At 72.9% G+C, this 17,502-nt stretch carries 16 protein-coding genes and 1 tRNA gene; 9 read left to right on the top strand and 8 right to left on the bottom strand.

The genetic code is table 11. The features are described 5' to 3' along the window. The first annotated feature begins 101 nt into the window (after positions 1-101). The 4 genes from AC1VL8_RS05010 (at position 102) to AC1VL8_RS04995 (ending at position 3,953) form a co-directional block, all read left to right on the top strand. A complete protein-coding gene (locus AC1VL8_RS05010; RefSeq protein WP_389234703.1) occupies positions 102-1,025 on the top strand; it encodes a DUF881 domain-containing protein in 924 nt (307 codons plus the stop codon). Further along, positions 1,022-1,966: a class E sortase gene (locus tag AC1VL8_RS05005; protein ID WP_483074390.1), complete on the top strand. Its 945-nt coding sequence runs from the start codon at positions 1,022-1,024 to the stop codon at positions 1,964-1,966. The genes AC1VL8_RS05010 and AC1VL8_RS05005 overlap by 4 nt, the downstream gene beginning before the upstream one ends. Positions 1,967-1,970: 4 nt before the next feature. Next, the gene (locus AC1VL8_RS05000; protein ID WP_483074389.1) at positions 1,971-2,594 is read left to right on the top strand and encodes an aminodeoxychorismate/anthranilate synthase component II; all 624 of its coding nucleotides are present in this window, start codon (positions 1,971-1,973) and stop codon (positions 2,592-2,594) included. A gap of 825 nt (positions 2,595-3,419) precedes the next feature. Next, positions 3,420-3,953, top strand: coding sequence for a hypothetical protein (locus tag AC1VL8_RS04995; protein WP_483074388.1), 534 nt, complete (start codon positions 3,420-3,422; stop codon positions 3,951-3,953). Between the two features lie 61 nt (positions 3,954-4,014). On the opposite strand, the gene pknB is transcribed toward AC1VL8_RS04995, so the two are convergent. Genes pknB through AC1VL8_RS04960 form a run of 7 tightly spaced genes read right to left on the bottom strand, consistent with a single transcriptional unit; the run spans position 4,015 to position 12,910 of the window. Beyond that, complete coding sequence (pknB, locus tag AC1VL8_RS04990) at positions 4,015-6,018, bottom strand: Stk1 family PASTA domain-containing Ser/Thr kinase (protein WP_483074387.1); 2,004 nt, start codon at positions 6,016-6,018, stop codon at positions 4,015-4,017. Beyond that, entirely contained in the window at positions 6,018-7,367 is a 1,350-nt protein-coding gene (locus AC1VL8_RS04985; RefSeq protein WP_483074386.1) for a serine/threonine-protein kinase, read from the bottom strand. The genes pknB and AC1VL8_RS04985 overlap by 1 nt, the downstream gene beginning before the upstream one ends. Further along, entirely contained in the window at positions 7,364-8,821 is a 1,458-nt protein-coding gene (locus tag AC1VL8_RS04980; protein WP_483074385.1) for a peptidoglycan D,D-transpeptidase FtsI family protein, read from the bottom strand. The genes AC1VL8_RS04985 and AC1VL8_RS04980 overlap by 4 nt, the downstream gene beginning before the upstream one ends. Beyond that, positions 8,818-10,299: an FtsW/RodA/SpoVE family cell cycle protein gene (locus AC1VL8_RS04975; RefSeq protein WP_483074384.1), complete on the bottom strand. Its 1,482-nt coding sequence runs from the start codon at positions 10,297-10,299 to the stop codon at positions 8,818-8,820. The genes AC1VL8_RS04980 and AC1VL8_RS04975 overlap by 4 nt, the downstream gene beginning before the upstream one ends. Further along, on the bottom strand, positions 10,299-11,672 hold the full coding sequence (locus tag AC1VL8_RS04970; protein WP_483074383.1) for a Stp1/IreP family PP2C-type Ser/Thr phosphatase: 1,374 nt from the start codon (positions 11,670-11,672) through the stop codon (positions 10,299-10,301). The genes AC1VL8_RS04975 and AC1VL8_RS04970 overlap by 1 nt, the downstream gene beginning before the upstream one ends. A gap of 8 nt (positions 11,673-11,680) precedes the next feature. After that, on the bottom strand, positions 11,681-12,175 hold the full coding sequence (locus AC1VL8_RS04965) for an FHA domain-containing protein FhaB/FipA (RefSeq protein ID WP_483074382.1): 495 nt from the start codon (positions 12,173-12,175) through the stop codon (positions 11,681-11,683). Between the two features lie 21 nt (positions 12,176-12,196). Then, entirely contained in the window at positions 12,197-12,910 is a 714-nt protein-coding gene (locus AC1VL8_RS04960; protein ID WP_389234853.1) for an FhaA domain-containing protein, read from the bottom strand. 235 nt (positions 12,911-13,145) lie between these two features. On the opposite strand from AC1VL8_RS04960, the gene AC1VL8_RS04955 reads away from it, so the two are divergent. Further along, a tRNA-Leu gene (locus tag AC1VL8_RS04955) sits at positions 13,146-13,228 on the top strand. Between the two features lie 249 nt (positions 13,229-13,477). Here AC1VL8_RS04955 and AC1VL8_RS04950 read toward each other — a convergent pair. Beyond that, entirely contained in the window at positions 13,478-14,326 is an 849-nt protein-coding gene (locus AC1VL8_RS04950) for a transposase (RefSeq protein WP_483074381.1), read from the bottom strand. 96 nt (positions 14,327-14,422) lie between these two features. Between AC1VL8_RS04950 and AC1VL8_RS04945 the strand changes: the two genes are divergently transcribed. The 4 genes from AC1VL8_RS04945 (at position 14,423) to AC1VL8_RS04930 (ending at position 17,218) form a co-directional block, all read left to right on the top strand. Then, the gene (locus AC1VL8_RS04945) at positions 14,423-14,689 is read left to right on the top strand and encodes a hypothetical protein (protein WP_483074380.1); all 267 of its coding nucleotides are present in this window, start codon (positions 14,423-14,425) and stop codon (positions 14,687-14,689) included. 601 nt (positions 14,690-15,290) lie between these two features. Further along, positions 15,291-15,617: a hypothetical protein gene (locus tag AC1VL8_RS04940; RefSeq protein WP_483074379.1), complete on the top strand. Its 327-nt coding sequence runs from the start codon at positions 15,291-15,293 to the stop codon at positions 15,615-15,617. 657 nt (positions 15,618-16,274) lie between these two features. Further along, positions 16,275-16,910 (top strand): hypothetical protein, encoded by a 636-nt coding sequence (locus AC1VL8_RS04935; RefSeq protein ID WP_483074378.1) that lies wholly within the window; start codon positions 16,275-16,277, stop codon positions 16,908-16,910. A gap of 29 nt (positions 16,911-16,939) precedes the next feature. Beyond that, the gene (locus AC1VL8_RS04930; RefSeq protein ID WP_483074377.1) at positions 16,940-17,218 is read left to right on the top strand and encodes a hypothetical protein; all 279 of its coding nucleotides are present in this window, start codon (positions 16,940-16,942) and stop codon (positions 17,216-17,218) included. The last annotated feature ends 284 nt before the right edge of the window (positions 17,219-17,502 follow it).

The raw sequence follows: 17,502 nt of genomic DNA, 5'->3' as shown, positions 1-17,502 counted from the left end.
GTCCGTCTGACCTCGTCCGGCGCCGGGGACATCATCTGTGGACGAACGCACGGAGCCGCGTGACGTGGCCTAGCGTAGTGGCGAGAGCGAGGGGGACGAGCGTGCCGGACCAGCACCCCGAGCGCCGTGTGCACGGCGCCCACGCGGCGGGCCGACCCGAGGCAGCTGCACCGTCGGCGCGCCTCGACGACGCGCGCGCCCGGGCCGCCCACCGGCTGGCCCGGCAGCGCCGCGGGCGCGCCCTGCGGGGGACCGTGTCGATCGGCCTCGTCATGGCCCTGTCGGGCGCCCTGTTCACCGCCAACGCCCGCCTCGCCCGCGGCACCGACGCCCGCCAGCCGCAGGACCTCGCGGGCCTCCAGGCCAACGAGGACGCCCGGCGGGAGCGGCTCGCGGACCAGGTCGCGGACCTGCGCGCCCGCGTCGACGACCTCACCCAGCAGCAGACGGACGCGGGCCTGGAGTGGCAGTCGGCGGGTCAGGCGTTCGACATCGCCTCCGGCAAGCTCGCCGTCACCGGTACCGGCATCACCGTCAGCCTCGACGACGCGCCCGCGGACGGCCCCCGGCCCGCCGGCACCGGGCCGGACGACCTCGTCGTGCACCAGCAGGACCTGCAGGCCGTCATCAACGCGCTCTGGGCCGGGGGAGCCGAGGCGATGGCGCTGATGGACCAGCGGGTCATCTCCACCAGCGCGTTCCAGTGCATCGGGAACGTGCTGTCCCTCCAGGGCCGGCGGTACTCGCCGCCGTACGTCGTCACGGCCGTGGGTGACCCCGCCGACCTGCTCGCGGCGCTCGACGCCGACCCCGCGGTCCGCGCGTACCGGTCCTGGGTCGACGCCGTGGGACTCGGTTGGGAGGTCGGCCGCCCGGCCGGGGACCTCGAGGTGCCCGCGTACGACGGGTCCGTGGACATGCGGTACGCCAGCGTGCCCGAGGGGACCGAGATCCTGCCCGGGCTCGTCGCAGGGGAGAGCACCGCCACCAGCACCCAGACGCGGCGGCAGGGCACCGGGGGATGACCGGCACCGGCCAGGCCGTCGACGCCCCGCGAGGACGTGACCGGGGCACGCGTGCACCCCGGCGGGGCGGTGGCGTGCTGCTCGGCGCCGTCGGCGTGCTGGGCGAGCTCCTCATCACCGCCGGCGTGCTGCTGCTCGCGTTCCTCGCCTGGCAGCTGTGGTGGACGGACGTCGTGGCCGACCGTGCCCAGGCCGAGGTCGTCCGCGAGCAGGGCTGGGACGCGCCCCTCGCCTCGCTGACCGAGCCGGCGCCGGCGGTCGTCACGCCCCGGTACGACGACCCGCCCGTGCTGGAGGAGCCGCCCTACCTCACCACGTTCGCGTCGATGCGCGTGCCGCGGTGGGACGGCGAGCCGACCCGGACCATCACGCAGGGCACCGACCGGCCCCGGGTGCTCAACCCGCTCGGCGTCGGCCACTACGAGGGCACGGCGATGCCCGGGGGCGTCGGCAACTTCGCGCTCGCCGCGCACCGCACCACCTACGGCAAGCCGTTCAACCGCATCGAGGAGCTCCAGGAGGGCGACCCGGTGGTCGTCTGGACCGAGGACACCTGGTACGTCTACCGCGTCACGTCCTCGCGGGTGGTGCTGCCCCACCAGGTCGAGGTCATCGCACCCGTACCCGGCGAGCCCGGCGCGGAACCCACCGAGCGGTTCATCACCCTCACGACCTGCCACCCGATGTTCTCCGCCCGGGAGCGCTTCATCGTGCACGGTGTGCTGGACTACTGGGCGCCCGTCTCCGAGGGCGTCCCCGCCGAGCTTCCTGGAGGCGTCCTGATGTACGGCTGGCTGTGGCGGCACCTGCCCGGGCCCGCCGTCGTCCGGGTGCTGCTCCTGCTCGTGCTCGCCGCCGCCGTGCTGGCCGCGTGCTTCGTCTGGGTGTTCCCCTGGCTCGCCCCGTTCATGCCGTTCAACGACACCACCGTGGGGGAGTAGACCCGTGAGCCGCATCCTCGTCGTCGACAACTACGACTCGTTCGTCTACACGATCGTCGGGTACCTCGACCAGCTCGGCGCCGAGACCGAGGTCGTCCGCAACGACGCCGTCCCGTCCGCCGCCGAGCGCGCCGCGTACGACGGGGTGCTGGTGTCGCCCGGCCCCGGCACGCCCGCCGGCGCGGGGGCCTCGATGCAGGTGATCCGCGACTGCGCCGCGTCGGGCACGCCGATGCTGGGCGTGTGCCTCGGCCACCAGGCGCTCGGCGAGGTGTTCGGCGGCACCGTCACGCACGCGCCCGAGCTCATGCACGGCAAGACGAGCCAGGTGACCCACGACGGCCAGGGCGTCCTCGCGGGCCTGCCCACGCCGTTCACCGCCACCCGCTACCACTCGCTCGCCGTCGTGGACGGGACGGTGTCCGACGACCTCGTGGTCACCGCGCGGGCCAACGGGATCATCATGGGGCTCCAGCACCGCGAGCTGCCGCTGCACGGGGTCCAGTTCCACCCCGAGTCGGTGCTGACCGAGGGCGGGCACCGGCTGTTCGCCAACTGGCTGGCGCTGACGGGCCTGACGGACGCGGTGGAGCGCTCCGCGGGCCTGCACCCCCTCGTCCGCCCCTGACGCCGACCCCCGCGCGCCCGACCAGCGTGCGCCCGGCCTCTGTGCGCCCGGCCTCTGTGCGCCCAGCGCCTGCGTCGAGGCTAGGTCCTTCCCGCCGAGACAGGACCTCCCGACGCCCTGTCTCGACGCGGAGGACCTGTCTCGGCGTCCGGTCCGCGGGTGCGGCCGACGCCCGACCGACGCCCGGGCCGACGCCCGGGCCCCGGTCGCGGTGCGGGTCCGCCGTCCCGGCAGGGCTGAGCTGGGGACGACGGCCCGGCGTGTCGTGAGGGCTGCGACATGGTGGGGAGATGACACCGCTCACCAGCCTTCCCGCCGCCACCACGACCACCTCGACCGCGCCGCGCGCGACTGCTCGGGTCGGACCGGCGCCGGGCGCGGAACCCCCGGCGCGTCCGCGGCCGGTGGTCGAGCGGCCCGCGGCGCCCCCGGTGCTCTCCGCGGCCTCGCTGCCGCCCGACGTGCTGCGAGCACGGCACCGATCGGGCGAGCTCGTCCGCGTGCTGCGCGGCTGGTACGCGCCGCGGCCGCCGGACGGTCCGCCCTGGGAGCGGGAGCGGCACCTGTTCCTGGCCCGGGTCGCTGCCGCGCACCGCACCCGCACGGGTGAGCACTGGTTCAGCCACGGCACGGCGGCGCTGCTGCACGGGTGCGCCCTGGTCCGGCTGCCCCGGGCCGTCGACGTGACCGCACGCGTCGTCCCGCACGTGCGCGGCACGGTCGCCGGCGTCCGGCCGCGGTGGACGGCCTCGCCGGTGCGCCTCGCGCACGTGGAGCGGGTCGGCGGGCTGCCGGTGAGCACGCTCGAGTGCGCCGTGGTCGACGGTGTCGCGGAGCTTCCCGCGCGAGCAGGGGATCGTCCTGCTCGACTCGGCCCTGAGGATCGGGGCCGACCTGGAGCTGATCGACGCGATCGTGTCCGCGTCGCCCGGCGTCCGGGGGATCAGGCGGGTGCGCGAGCTGCTGGCGCTCGGCGACGGCCGCGCCGAGTCCGTCGGCGAGTCGCTGCTGCGCTACGTGGTGCTCGGCGCGGGACTGCCGGCACCCGACCTGCAGGTGCCGATCCGGACGCGGGTCGGCTGGCGGTGGGTCGATCTGGGGTGGCGCTCGCACCGGCTGGCCGTGGAGTTCGACGGTGCCGGGAAGTACGGGGCGACGGCGGTCGGCGCTGCCTCGGCGGTGCTCGCGGAGAAGCGGCGCCAGGACGTGATCGAGGAGGCGGGTTGGCGGGTCCTGCGCGTGGACTGGCGCGACCTGTCGGCCCCCGCCGCGACGACCGCCCGCATCGGCGCCGCGCTCCGCGTCACCCCGCGCCGAGACAGGTCCGCCGCGCCGACACAGGGCCTCGGGAGGTCCTGACTCGACGCGGCGGTCCTACCTCGGCGACTGCGGGTCGGCGACTGCGGGTCGGCAGGCGGGGTCAGCCGTTGGTGCCGGTGCCGCCGGTGCTGCCGCCCCCGTTGCCGTTGCCGTTGCCGTTGTTGCCGGTGTTGCCCGGCGACAGGATCAGCGTCACCGAGCTGCCGATGTCGACGGTGCGGCCCGGGGCCGGGTCGGACGAGATGACGGTGCCGACGGGCTGGCTGGACGCGCCGTCCGAGGCCACCGAGTCGACCGTCAGCCCCAGGGCGGTGAGCTGCGCCGTGGCGTCGGCCTCGGACTTCCCGACGATGTCGTTCGGGATGACGACCGTGGTCGGGGCCGCGGCGACGGTGAGCGTCACGGAGGTGCGCTGCTGCAGCAGACCGCTGCGGTCCTGGTCGATCACGGTGCCGGGGGCGGCCTCGGCGGTCTCCTGCTGGACGATCGTCGACCCGAGGTTGAGCCGGTTGAGCTCGGCGACCGCAGCGTCCTGGGCCTGACCGCGGAGGTCGCCCAGCTCGACGTTGCCCGACGAGATGTAGAGGACGACGGACGAGCCGTCGGCGACGGACTGGCCCGCCGCGGGGTCGGTGCGCAGCGCGCGGCCGGCCGGCTGGTCGGGCAGGTTCTCCTGCTGGACCTCGCCGACGGTGAGGCCGAGCTCCTCGATCTGCCCGCGGGCCTGGTCCTGGGTGAGCCCGCTGATGTCGGGGACCTCGACGGAGGTCGGGCCGGTGGAGACCCACATCGTGACCCGGGAGCCGTCCTCCGCCTGCTCACCGGCGGCCGGGTCGGTGCGGATCACGGTGCCCTCGGGCACGTCCGTGCTGGCCTCGGCCTGGCGCGCGGGTTCGAACCCGTCGGCCGTGAGCGCGGCCGCGGCATCGGCCTCGACCTGGCCCACGACGTTCGGCACGGCCGTCGTCTCGACCGGCGGCGTGCGGTCCTGCATGAGCAGGGCGACGATGCCGCCGACGGCGAGCACGGCGACGATCGCGAGGGTGATCCAGAGCCAGCGGCGGGACTTCTCCTCGGGCTCGTCCTCGGGGGTCGTCTGGGCGGGCAGCACGGAGGTGCCGGGGCCGGTGGGCGCCCACGCGGGCGCGGCGCCGGGCATGACCTGGGTGGCCGCCCCCTCGGCACCGAGCACCTGGGTGGCGGGGCCGGTCGAGACGGCAGCGACGGCGGGCGCGTTGACGTGACCGCCCCGCATCGCCGCCTCGAGGTCGGCACGGAACTCCGCCGCAGTCGAGTACCGGGCGTCGCGCTCCTTGGCGAGGGCCTTCGCGGTGATGCGGTCCAGGACCTCGGGCACGTCGGACGCGACGGACGACGGCGCGGGCGCCATCTCGCGGACGTGCTGGTAGGCCACGGCGACGGGGGAGTCGCCGATGAACGGGGGCCGGCCGGTCAGGAGCTCGAAGAACAGGCAGCCCGCGGAGTACAGGTCGGAGCGGGTGTCCACGGTCTCGCCGCGGGCCTGCTCGGGGGACAGGTACTGGGCGGTGCCGATGACGGCCTGCGTCTGGGTCATGGTCGCGGCGGAGTCGGCGATGGCGCGGGCGATGCCGAAGTCCATCACCTTGACCGCGCCGGTCGGCGTGAGCATGACGTTCGCGGGCTTGATGTCGCGGTGCACGATGCCCGCGTGGTGCGAGTACTCGAGGGCGGACAGCACGCCCGCCGTGATCTCGACGGCCTCCTCGATCGGCACGGCCTGGCCGTCGCGCAGGATGTCGCGGACCGTGTGGCCCTCGACGTACTCCATGACGATGAACGGCACGTGCGCGACAGCGCCGGTGGGCTCGGTGTAGACGTCCTCGCCGGTGTCGTAGACCGCGACGATCGCCGGGTGGTTGAGGGCGGCCGCGGCCTGGGCCTCGCGTCGGAACCGGGCCTGGAACGAGGGGTCCCGGGCGAGGTCGGAGCGCAGGATCTTGATCGCGACGGTGCGCCCGAGGCGCGTGTCGTGCCCGATGTGCACCTCGGCCATGCCGCCGCGGCCGATGAGCTCACCGACCTCGTACCGTCCGGCGAGGATCCGGGATCCGTCGTCCACCACTAGGCGTCCTTCGCTGTCGTCGTTCGCGCGTCCGGTGCGGTTGCGCCGGGCACGTGCGGAGAGATCATCCCACCTGCGGGCTCGGCGCGGGCGTATCCCGGGTCGCCGAGGGGTCCGTCGAGGCCGGTGGCGCCCGTGAGGCGGTCCGCGAGGGCCGCGCCGAGGAGGGCGACCACGAGGACGGCCAGCACGAGCAGCGGCCAGCGCACGTGGAAGCGGCCCTGCCCGGCGCCGGGCTGGACCCGGGCGTGCGCGCGGGTCGTCGGGTGGCTGTGCGCGCCGGGGGTGCGGTAGGTCGGGGCGGGGACCCCGGCCGCACCGGTCGGGCGGCCCGTGCGCGGGTCGAACGAGGGCGGGGCGGCGTCGTGCGCGCGGGACGGCGGTGCCGCGGAACCGCGGACGCGTTGCGCGCCGGCCTCGCTCGGTCGCCCGCCGGTCGGGGCGCCGCGCCGGGGCGACGCGGGCGCCGGAGCACCACGGGACGCGGACCGACCGGGCACGATCGACACGGGCGCGTTCCCGCCCGCGGGGGTGTGCGGCACGAGGGCGTCGAACATCCGCGCCAGCTCCTCGGCGTCGCCGGGCCGCTCGCTCGGGTCCTTCGACAGCAGGCGCATCACGAGCTGCGCGATCGGCCGGTCGACCGAGGACGGCAGCGGCGGGACCGGCGTGTTGACGTGCGCCACGGCGATGTCGACGGCCGTGGGCCCGGTGAACGGCCGGTGCCCGACGAGCGCCTCGTACGCGACGATGCCGAGCGCGTACATGTCCGACGCGGCGGTGGCGGGTCCGCCGACGGCCTGCTCGGGGGACAGGTACTGCGCGGTGCCCATCACCATGCCGGTCGCGGTCATCGGCACCTGGTTGCTCGACAGGGAGACACCGAAGTCGGTGATCTTCACCTTGCCGGTCGGTGTGATGAGGATGTTGCCGGGCTTGACGTCGCGGTGCACGACGCCGGCCAGGTGCGCGGCGTGCAGGGCCCGGGCGGTCTGCGCGAGGATCGGCAGCAGCCGGCGCGGCGGCAGCACGGGCTCGCGCTCCAGCAGGTCGCTCATGGGCTCGCCGACGACGAGCTCCATCGCGAGGAACGCGGAGCCGTCCTGCTCGCCGTAGTCGAACAGCGCGGCGATGCCGGGGTGCGACAGGCTGCCGGCGTTCCGGGCCTCGGTGCGGAACCGCTCGAGGAACCCGACGTCACCGGCGAACTCCTCGCGCAGCACCTTGATGGCGATGTCGCGCTGCAGGGACTCGTCGTGCGCGGCCCAGACCTCGCCCATGCCGCCGACGGCGATCTGGCGGGTCAGCCGGTAGCGGCCGCCGAGCACGACCTGGGGTGCGGCCCTCACTGCCCGATCACCGCCTGCATGACGGCGCGGGCGACGGGCGCGGCGACCTTGCCGCCGGTGGCCTCGGACCCGACGGACCCGCCGTGCTCGACGATCACCGCGACGGCGACCTGCGGGTTCTCGGCGGGCGCGAACCCGGTGAACCAGGCGTGCGGGGCCTCGCCGTCGACGCCGGTCTGGGCGGTGCCGGTCTTGCCGGCGACGGTCACGCCGGAGATCTGCGCGGCGGTGCCGGAGCCGGACTCCACGACGCCGACCATCATGTCCGTGAGCTGCTGCGCGGTGGTCGGGGAGACGGCCTCGGACAGCTCGGACGGCTCTGCCTCGCTGACGACGTCGAGGTCGGCGGTGCGGACGGTCTGCACGAGGTACGGGGTCATCAGCGAGCCGCCGTTGGCGATCGCCGCGGCGACCATCGCCATCTGCGTCGGGGTCGCGCGCACGGAGTCCTGGCCGATCGCCGACAGCGCGGTCTGCGCGGCGTTCAGGTCGGCCGGGTAGGTCGACGCGGCGACGCCCATCGGCACCGTGAGGTCGGCGGAGTCGAAGCCGAACCGCTCGGCCTGCTGACGGATGGCGTCGTCGCCGAGGTCGGCGCCGAGCTGCGCGAACGCGGTGTTGCAGGAGATCCGCAGGGACTCGGCGAGGGTGGCCTGGTCGTTGGCGCCGCAGGAGGATCCGCCGAAGTTCGGCAGGTCGGTGCGGGTGCCGGGCAGGGTCAGCACGGTCGGCGCGGCGAGCACGGAGTCCGGCGTGTAGGCCCCGGACTCGAGGGCGGCCGCGGCGGTGACCAGCTTGAACGTCGACCCCGGGGGGTAGTTCTCGCGGATCGCCTTGTTGCTCAGCGGGTTGCCCTCGGCGGCCAGGAGCTGCTGGTACGCGGCGTTCGCGGCCGTGGTGTCGTGCGTGGCCATGAGGTTGGGGTCGAACCCGGGGGTCGACACCATCGCGAGGATCTTCCCCGTGGCCGGCTCGATCGCGACGACCGCGCCCTGCTGCCCGCCGAGCGCGTCGACAGCGGCCTGCTGGGCCGCCGGGTCGATGGTCAGCTCGATCGAGGACCCCCGCGGCTGCGCGCCGGTGACGAGGTCCTGGATCCGGCTCCAGAACAGGGAGTCGGCCTGGCCGGTGAGGACGTCGTTCATCGACCGCTCGAGCTGCGTGCCGCCGTGGACCACGGAGTAGAAGCCGGTGACCGAGGAGTACAGCTCGGGCTGGGTGTACGACCGCTGGTACCCGAACGGGTCGTCGACGGCGGTCGACTGCGCGACCGGCTGCCCGGCGACGATGATCGGCCCGCGCGGCTTGCCGTACTCCCGGTAGAGGGTGCGGACGTTGCGGGAGTCGTTGTTCAGCGCGGACGCCTGGCCGAACTGCACCCAGGTGGTGCCGCCGAGCAGCACCAGGAACATGACGACGACGACCGACGCGAGGCGGCGCAGGGCGGTGTTCACGCGGGACCACCCCCGGTCGTGCGGCGCAGCTGCTCGGTCGGCTGGTCGTCACCGGGGCCGGCGACGGCGACCGGGTTGCGGGCCTCGTCGTCGAGCGGGATGCCGCCGGCCGGGGTCTGCAGCAGCATGCCGGTGACCTCGGGTGCGGGGCGGCGGGCGTCGTCGGAGATGCGCAGGAGCAGGGCGGCCACGATCCAGTTCGCGAGCAGGGAGGACCCGCCGTACGCGAGGAACGGCGTGGTGAGTCCGGTCAGGGGGATGATCCGGGTGATGCCGCCGACGACGACGAAGCACTGGAACGCGATGACGAACGCCAGGCCGGCGGCGAGCAGCTTGCCGAACCCGTCGCGGACGCCGATCGCGGTGCGCAGGCCGCGCTGGCAGAGCACCAGGTACATCACGAGGATCGCCATGAGGCCGGTGAGGCCGAGCTCCTCGCCGAGCGACGCGATGATGAAGTCCGACTCGGCGAACGGCACGAGGTCCGGGCGGCCCTGGCCCCAGCCGGTGCCGAACAGCCCGCCGCTGGCCAGGCCGAACAGGCCGCGGACCAGCTGGCCGGATCCGCCGGGCGCGCGGTCGAAGACGTCCTGGTCGAGCGCGTGCAGCCAGATGTGGAACCGGGCGGCGACGTGCCCGAACGCGGTGGTCGCGGCGACGACGCCACCCGCGAACATGACCAGCCCGATGATGATCCAGGACAGCCGCTCGGTCGCGACGTAGAGCATCGCGACGAACAGGCCGAACAGCAGCAGCGAGGTACCGAGGTCGCTCTGGAACACCAGGACGGCGATCGACGCGGCCCAGACCACGGCGATCGGCCCGAGGTCGCGCAGGCGCGGGAGCTGGAGGCCGAGGACCTTCGGGCCGGCGAGCGCGAGCGTGTCGCGGTGCGTGACCAGGTAGCCGGCGAAGAACACGGCGAGCGCGATCTTGGCGAGCTCGGCGGGCTGGAGCGAGAACCCGAGCGCGCGGACCCAGATGCGCGCGCCGTTGATCTGCACGCCGAGGCCCGGGATCAGGGGCAGCAGGATGAACACCAGGCCGGCGACCATCGCCGTGTACGTGTACCGGCGCAGCGTCCGGTGGTCGCGCAGGACGATCAGCACCCCGCAGGCGAGCAGCACCGAGATCGCCGACCACGCGAGCTGCCGGCCGGCGAACATCTCCGTGCCGCCGCGGGCCTCGCGGGCGAGGTCGATGCGGTAGATCATCGCGAGGCCGATGCCGTTCAGCGCGATCACGACCGGCAGGATCACCGGGTCGGCGTAGGGCGCGCGCCAGCGCAGCACCAGGTGCACGACCAGCGCCAGGCCGGCCATCCCCGCGCCGTAGCCCAGCACGTCGGCGGGCAGCGCGTCGGTCGCGCCGAGCCCGACCAGCGCGTACGCGGAGATCGCGATGGCCAGGGCCACGACGATCAGCCCGAGCTCCGTGCCACGACCGGCGCGCACGCGGTGCGCCTCGACCGTCGCCATCAGGGCGCCGCCGGCTGCTCGACGGGGGGCGTGGTCGCAGCGGCCGCGGCTGCGGCCTCGGCGGCGGCGGCGTCGAGCGCGGCCTGCTCCTGGGCGGCCTGCTCGGCGGCGGCGTCCTGCTGGGCCTGCGCGACGTCGTCGGCGAGCGTGTCGATCCGGTCCCGTGCGTCCGCGAGCGACGCGGAGTGGATGGTCTGCTCGACGCGGTCGCGCACGAACGGCGGCAGGTCCTCGACCAGCACGTCGGACGTCTCGACGACCTCGGAGAAGCTCAGCGGGCCCACGGACTGGGGGATGCCCCGGTAGACGGCGACCGCCTCCCCGTCGACGCCCACGTAGTACTGGGTCTGCGTCCAGCGGTAGAACCCGAACGCCGCCCCGGCGAGGACCGCCAGGCCCACCAGCCAGAGCACGAGCGCCCGCACGCGGCGGCGGCGACGGGTGCGCCGCTCGTCCGCGTCGTCGTCGGCGGTCTCGTCGACGACGGCCACCCCGCCGCCCGGCGTGCTCGCGGCGGCCTGGCGGGACAGCTCCGCGGCGCGCGCCGCCGGGCCGTCCTGCGCGGACGTCGGGCGGTTCCGGGAGATCGCGGCGGAGCCGACGACGGCGGCGTTGGTCGTGGGACCGGCGCCGTCGCGGACCTGGTCGAGCTCGAGGACGTCCGCGACCACGACGGTGACGTTGTCGCCGCCACCCGCCCGCAGCGCGAGCTGGACCAGCCGGTCGGCGCAGGTGTCCACGTCCGTGATCTCGTGCAGGGTGCGGGCGATCGTCTCGCCGCTCACGAAGCCCGACAGCCCGTCGGAGCACAGCAGCCACCGGTCGCCGGCGCGCGCCTCGCGGACGGACAGGTCGGGGGCGATGTCGGCGTCGAAGTCGCCGAGCACCCGCATGACGACGGAGCGCTGCGGGTGGTGCTCGGCCTCCTCCGGCGTGATCTTGCCGGTGTTCACCAGGTGCTGGACGAACGTGTGGTCGGTCGTGACCTGGGTCAGGACGCCGTCGCGGAGCAGGTAGCCGCGGGAGTCGCCCAGGTGCACCATCGCGAGCTTGTTGCCCGCGCGCAGGATCGCGGTGACGGTCGTGCCCATGCCGGCGAGCTCGGGCTCGACCTCGGAGCGCGTGATGATCTCCTCGCGCGCCTCCTCGAGGGCCCGCTCGAGCTCGTCCAGCGCGTCGTCGGGGCCGTGCGACTCGCCGTCCAGGGGCGCGAGCGCGGCGATCGCGACGGACGACGCCACGTCGCCGCCGGCGTGCCCGCCCATGCCGTCGGCGACGACCAGCAGGTGCGGGCCCGCGTAGGCGGAGTCCTGGTTGTTCGACCGGACCAGACCGACGTCGGACCGGGCGGCGTAGCGCAGCGCGATGCTCACGGTCCCCGCTACCCCTGCAGCTCGAGGACGCTCTGGCCGATGCGGATCTGCGCACCCGGGTTCACCGGGACCGGGTCCGTCACCGGCTGGTCGTCGAGGAACGTGCCGTTCGTGGAGCCCATGTCCTCCACCAGCCACTGGTCGCCCTCGGGGAACACCCGGGCGTGCCGGGAGGAGCTGTAGTCGTCGTCGAGCACCAGCGTGCAGGACGGCGCGCGGCCGATCAGAACGGCCGACGCACCCAGCGGCAGCGTCGTCCCGCGCAGCGGGCCCTCGGTGACGACGAGCCGGGTCGGCCCGCTCCGGCGGCTGCGGCCGCGCGGGGCGGGAGCCGGCGCCGCGGGGGTGCCGGGGGTCGCCGCCGGCGTCGTCGCGGGGCGCTTGCGGCTGACGATCCGGGTGCCGTACAGGTCGCGGCGCAGCACCCCGATCGCGGACAGCACGAACGCCCACAGCAGCACGAGGTACCCGAGCCGCAGCAGCGTGACCGTCAGCTCACTCATGCGTGCCGATCGTGGAGCCGCTCACTCGTCCAGGTCCTGTCCGTCGCCGTCGCCCGTCCAGAACATGATGCGGGTCCGACCGATGGTCAGGGTGTTCCCGTCGAGGAGTGTCGCGGCCGGGACCTGGTGGCCCTCCACGAACAGCCCGTTCGTGGAACCGAGGTCGGAGGCGACGACGCCCTGCGAGGACACGCGGATCTCCAGGTGCCGACGGGAGACGCCCGGGTCGTCGACGACGATGTCCGCCTCGGAGCCGCGGCCGATCACCGTCACCGGTCCGGTCAGCAGGTACCGCTGGCCGTCGATGTCGATGAGGGGGTGGCGGGGGCTGGGCGCCGCGGTCGTGGCGGGGGCGGCCGTGCCGCGCACCGTCGCCGACTTCACGCGGAACCGTCCGGTCTCCAGGTCCTCGTACTCGTGGAACGCCACGGTCACGGGGCCGACGAACGCGTACCGCTGACCGGTGGCGTGCTCGGTGACGTTCGCCGCCAGCTCGTCCGCCAGCGCCTCCGCGCCCCAGGCCTCGACCTGGTCGTAGTCGCCGGGCGACAGCTCGACGGTGAACTCGTTCGGCACCACCGTGCGGTCGCGGCCCACGACGGCGGCACGGTCGTCCACCTCGCGGCGCAGCGCGCTCGCCAGCTCGACGGGCTTCACCTCGCTGCGGAAGGCCTTGGCGAACGCGGTGTTCACGACGCGCTCCACACCGTGCTCGAACCGGTCCAGGATGCCCACGTCCACCACCTCCTCACCGCACGCGCGTAGCGCCGAGCGCCCGGACGGCACCCGACTTCCTGCGTAGATGGTAGCCACGCGGCGGGTCCGGGGCCTCGACCTGGGGACGGCGAGGCGGCGCGGACCTGGTGAAAGGGTTGCGGGGGACCGTGGGGGAGCGGTGTGCGGGGGGTCCGGGCGGGCCGTCGAGGGGGTGGTCATGGACCACCCCCGGATCGTGCTAATCTTCTGCGGCGCGCGAGTGGCGGAACGGCAGACGCGCTGGCTTCAGGTGCCAGTGTCCGAAAGGGCGTGCGGGTTCAAATCCCGCCTCGCGCACACAGGCTTGTTCGTCTAGGACAGGCAGAGCAGTTCGGGTAACCCCCGGTCGGAGAGTCTCCGGCCGGGGGTTCCTTGTTTGTTGGTCTGACCTGCGGTTTCGTTAGCACGCTGGTGTGCTGGACCTGCGGACACGGGGCCTACGCCGCCGCTGAGCGTGCACGCCACAGTGCCCGCTGACCGAGTTGGTCAGCGGGCTGCGCGGGTGGTGCTGTTCAGTTCGTGCGGGCGGGGCGCCCGCCGGTCGGGCTAGCCGGGCTGGTGCGGCGGAGTGTGGCCGCCGGTGTCGTGGGCGATGCCGGCGCTCTCGGACTCGACCGCGGCGGTGATGTCCGCGGCCGCGCGCAGGTGCCTGGGGCGCAGGTGCTTGGGCACGAACGGGTACTTGGGGCGGGGTTCGGTGCGGCGGGGGATGTCACCGGTGGTGAAGCGGACGTGCAGGGCGGTGCCGCGAGGCTTGGCGGTGCGGCGAGCGTGGACCAGAGAGAAGTCGGGGTCCGTGGTGTCACCGATCGCAACCATCCACGGGTCGGCTTGGCCGCGGGTGGTGTACCAGTCGCGCAGAAGGCGGACGTTCACGCCGACGAGACCGAACGTCACCAAGGCGTGGGTGCGGGCGGCGCCAAGGACCCGGCACCAGTCGCGGCGGAACTGCATGCCGCGGTGGGTGCGCATCTCGGAGTTCACCGCTTCGATTGCGGTGCGCCGGCCGTAGGACGCGTGCCAGATCGTCGTGCCGTAGAGCAGCCGCTGGCGTTCGCGTGCGTACTCGTCCATCGACACGGTCACGGTCTTGGAGCAGCCGCACGAGACCACCCTCTTAGCGGTGACCGGGTCGGTGTGCGCGGGCTTGCAGGTCGTCGTCGGGTGGTCGTAACCCCGCATCGACTCGGGGTCGTTCGCGCAGCGGACCAGCTTCCTCAGCCCGGGGCCGCGCCACCGCTGCGTGCCGCGTTCCGTGTTGACGTCCCCGAACGGTGCGAACGCGTACGGGGCGCGCTCGTCGTACTGGGACTGCAGGGCGATCTTGTCCTCGACGGTCAAGCCGAGCCTGAACCCGGGGAGGTTGCGCAGATGCTCGGGGAGGGCGTCGGACAACAGACCACCGTCAACCCAGATCGACCCCATCACCGGTGACCCTGCGGCGCACGACACCGGTCGTCGCGATCGACGAGCTGCCGGAGGCGGGGCCGCGTGTCTGACGACGACCCCGACTTCCAGCTCGTCGGTCACGACCTGATTGCGATCCGCGAGCGGGCACGGACTGCGACCGCGGGCGGCGTCCTGGAGCGCTACCAGCGCTCCTCGGGCTCGTTCGCCGACGGCCTCCAGGATCTCCTCGTGTCCAGCGAACGCCAGCCGCCTCTCAACTTCGCTGGCGCGTCGCGAACGGCATGCCCGACTCCGACGGAGCCTGGGGGGAGGTTGACCCGGTTTCCCGGGACAGGTGCGGTGTGGTGATGCCGCCGCAGTAGCGGCGCCCGGGCGGGTCAGCCGGGCTGGTGTGGGGCGGTCCGAAGGCGGATGAGGGGAGTGGGCGGCGGCCGAAGTCCGCTAGGGACTTCCGGGTGGCGCGGACGCGAAGGTCGTGGGGTTGCTGCCTGAGCTTCTCGGGGAGAACGCGGACCCGGGGGTGGCGCTTGCGGTTCTCGTGCTTCTCGGCGAGCTGCGAGCCGTCGTCGCTGACCGTACCGGGCAGGGAAGCGAGCCAGGGATCGGTGGTCAGGCGGACGCGGTGCCAGTCACGGATCATCCGGACGTTCATGCCGACGAGACCGGACGTGATCACCGCGTGGTTGCGGCGGGCGCGTCCCTGTGTGATGCAGATGGACGAGGACCCAGTCGTCCTCGACCACTATCTCGAACGTCTCGTGGTGCACGTCGAGGAACACCTCGGCGTTCCACCCCGACCCCGGCGACAACGTCGGCAGGACGTGGACTCATGGCTCTTGCTCGGATGCGGTCACCCAGACGGCCCCTGCCGTCGAGCCTGCAGGGCAGGACGATGGGATGCGTTGGTGGCGCCGTCAGTGCCGGCGTACGGCCGCTTGGGAGGAGCAGCATGCGGAAGCGTCGGGTTCAGGTCGCGATCGGGGCCGTGGTCGTCGCTGTTGCAGCGATCGCGGTGTTCATCGCGAGCTCTTCGCGATCGGTCGACATTCCCGAGCAGGGTCCCTGGCTCATCGGCGTTGCGGCGGACCCCAGTAGCTTCGAGAGTTGTCTTGATGACGAGGCAATCGCAGTGATGACGCAGACCGCGTCCGCTCCTTCTACCGCTTCCGCCCTCCAGATGGTGAGCGATGCATCCCTCGACGACGTTCATCGGGTCGTCGGCTGCGTCACCGAAAGCGTCGCCGCGGACCGTGTGAGCGTCGAGACTGTGAGCTGAACAGCGACGGGTGCACTCCGGAAGGGAGTACACCCGTCGCCGTGGCTGCATCGGTCGATCAGTTGAGGACCTGCAGGGCCCACCCGGTCGCGCCCATCGCACCGGACACAGAGGTGCTGAAGACGGTCGCGCTGCAGCGCCTGTTGGTGTAGTCCTCGCCGAGGCAACCGGTGGTGCCTCCGCTGATGCCCGAGATGATCGTCGCGGCGTACCGCTTGTAGCCGTCGGCGGTGGGTCTGCTGCATGAGTAGGTGACAGTGGTAACCGAGCCGTAAGGCAGGTCACTCCGCGTACGCATCTGCGACGCGCGAAACCTCGCCGATGAGGTCGTCGGCGTGAGCGAGGGTCGCTGCCACCGGCAGGTGACGGTCGGGAAGCCACGTGAGATCGAGGGCCATGACCGTGACGGTAGTCGTCGAGTTCGCGCTCCCAGCGGGGCTCCGTCGAAACCTCGTTGCCCGCAGAGACGGGCTCTGCCTTACGAACGGCTCGAACGGGCCTGATTTGCGGGTGAAGTTCCCCACGTCCGTCTGGTGGAGGTTCGGTGCTTACATGTATTCGTCATCGACTGGTTGCGGCACAGTCGCCACTCGAAGTAGTCAAGCAGGGGGCTTGTACGCGCGACGTCGCTTCCCCCTGCCCTAGTAGGGGGTTCGATTGAACAAGCACTTCCGGCGCCTGACCGTCTTCGCTGCCTGCGCCGCACTCACCGCCACACTCACTTCGGCGGCTGCGGCCGCTGAGCCCGCACCCATCGTCGATGCTGTCCCCAGCGGGTGGGGCGTAGTAGTCAACGGTGAGTACACCGCCGGCTCGGACATCGAGGCGCTGCTCAGTGCACCTCAGGATGACGACGTCGTCACGCCGTTCCTGCTCGACCCGGTCGACCTCACCGCCTGCAACGCTCTCAACAAGACGGGGCACGAGATCCGCCGAATCGACGACGTCAAGTACTACTCGTCGTTCACCGGCGGCAGCATCAGCCTCACGTGCGGCAACGAGAGCTACGGCTACCGGCACATCCGCGACCGTCACGAGGGGCAGTGGCGAGACCGCCTCGCGCAGGTCGGCGGTGCCGGGTCGAACTGGGACGACTTTATGTTCTGGACGGCGCTGCAGGCCCTCCTCAGCCCGGAGCGCATCGTCGACGAAGGCAGCGGCAAGCTCTGCTACACGACGCCTGTCATCCTGATGTACGGTGACATGATCCCCGTGGTGGAGTTCGAGCCGACGATCGTCATCTCGGCGAACAACAGGTACGTCGTCACGGCGTTCCCGGGCGGAGGTTGCTGATGCGAGACGGGCACGCCGGCGTGCGGCTGATGAACGACTACGCGTGCCGGTGGCCGATCTGGTGGGTCGAAGGGCAGCAAGCAGAGCCGAATGTCCTGGGGCTGAATGCGAACTTGGAAGCGGACGTTCGCGCTTGGGCGCAGCACTTCCAGGATCACTACGACCCGTACACGAGGTGGGACTCCGACGAAGCCGAGCGCACTCACGCGCGGCTTGCGGAGTCGCTTCAGGAGCGGCTCCAGGTCGAGATCGGCCACGACCTCGAGATCCACGCCGACCTGTGGGAGCTTGAAGCACCCACGACGTGACGTACAACCACGGTGAGGCCAAGGTGTGCAGACTGCCTCGGCCTCACCGTGGCGTACTTGTTCGCGGTGATCACCGAGCAGAAGCGGGTGCCTGTACACAACGCCACCCTCAGCCTGTACACACGCGCTGAACTGCGGATACGTACCGGCTGGTCGGAGAGTTAGCCGAACAAGCCACACAGGTAGGACGGGGAACCCCCGGTCGGAGAGTCTCCGGCCGGGGGTTTCCTATTTCTGCAGTCTGACCTGCGGACCCGCTGGTGTGCTGGGCCTTGGCCGTCCAC

It is taken from the genome of Cellulomonas sp. KU4C (genome assembly GCF_056868065.1).
The sequence above is the reverse complement of the archived record's forward strand: the minus strand, read 5'-3'. Positions and strand labels throughout refer to the sequence as shown.

Bases quoted from the DNA above. Each gene is read 5' to 3' on its own strand.
- AC1VL8_RS04975 (WP_483074384.1), bottom strand. From the start codon at position 10,299: ATGGCGACGGTCGAGGCGCACCGCGTGCGCGCCGGTCGTGGCACGGAG.
- AC1VL8_RS04965 (WP_483074382.1), bottom strand. From the start codon at position 12,175: ATGAGTGAGCTGACGGTCACGCTGCTGCGGCTCGGGTACCTCGTGCTG.
- AC1VL8_RS05005 (WP_483074390.1), top strand. From the start codon at position 1,022: ATGACCGGCACCGGCCAGGCCGTCGACGCCCCGCGAGGACGTGACCGG.
- AC1VL8_RS04930 (WP_483074377.1), top strand. From the start codon at position 16,940: ATGAACGACTACGCGTGCCGGTGGCCGATCTGGTGGGTCGAAGGGCAG.
- AC1VL8_RS04940 (WP_483074379.1), top strand. From the start codon at position 15,291: ATGCGGAAGCGTCGGGTTCAGGTCGCGATCGGGGCCGTGGTCGTCGCT.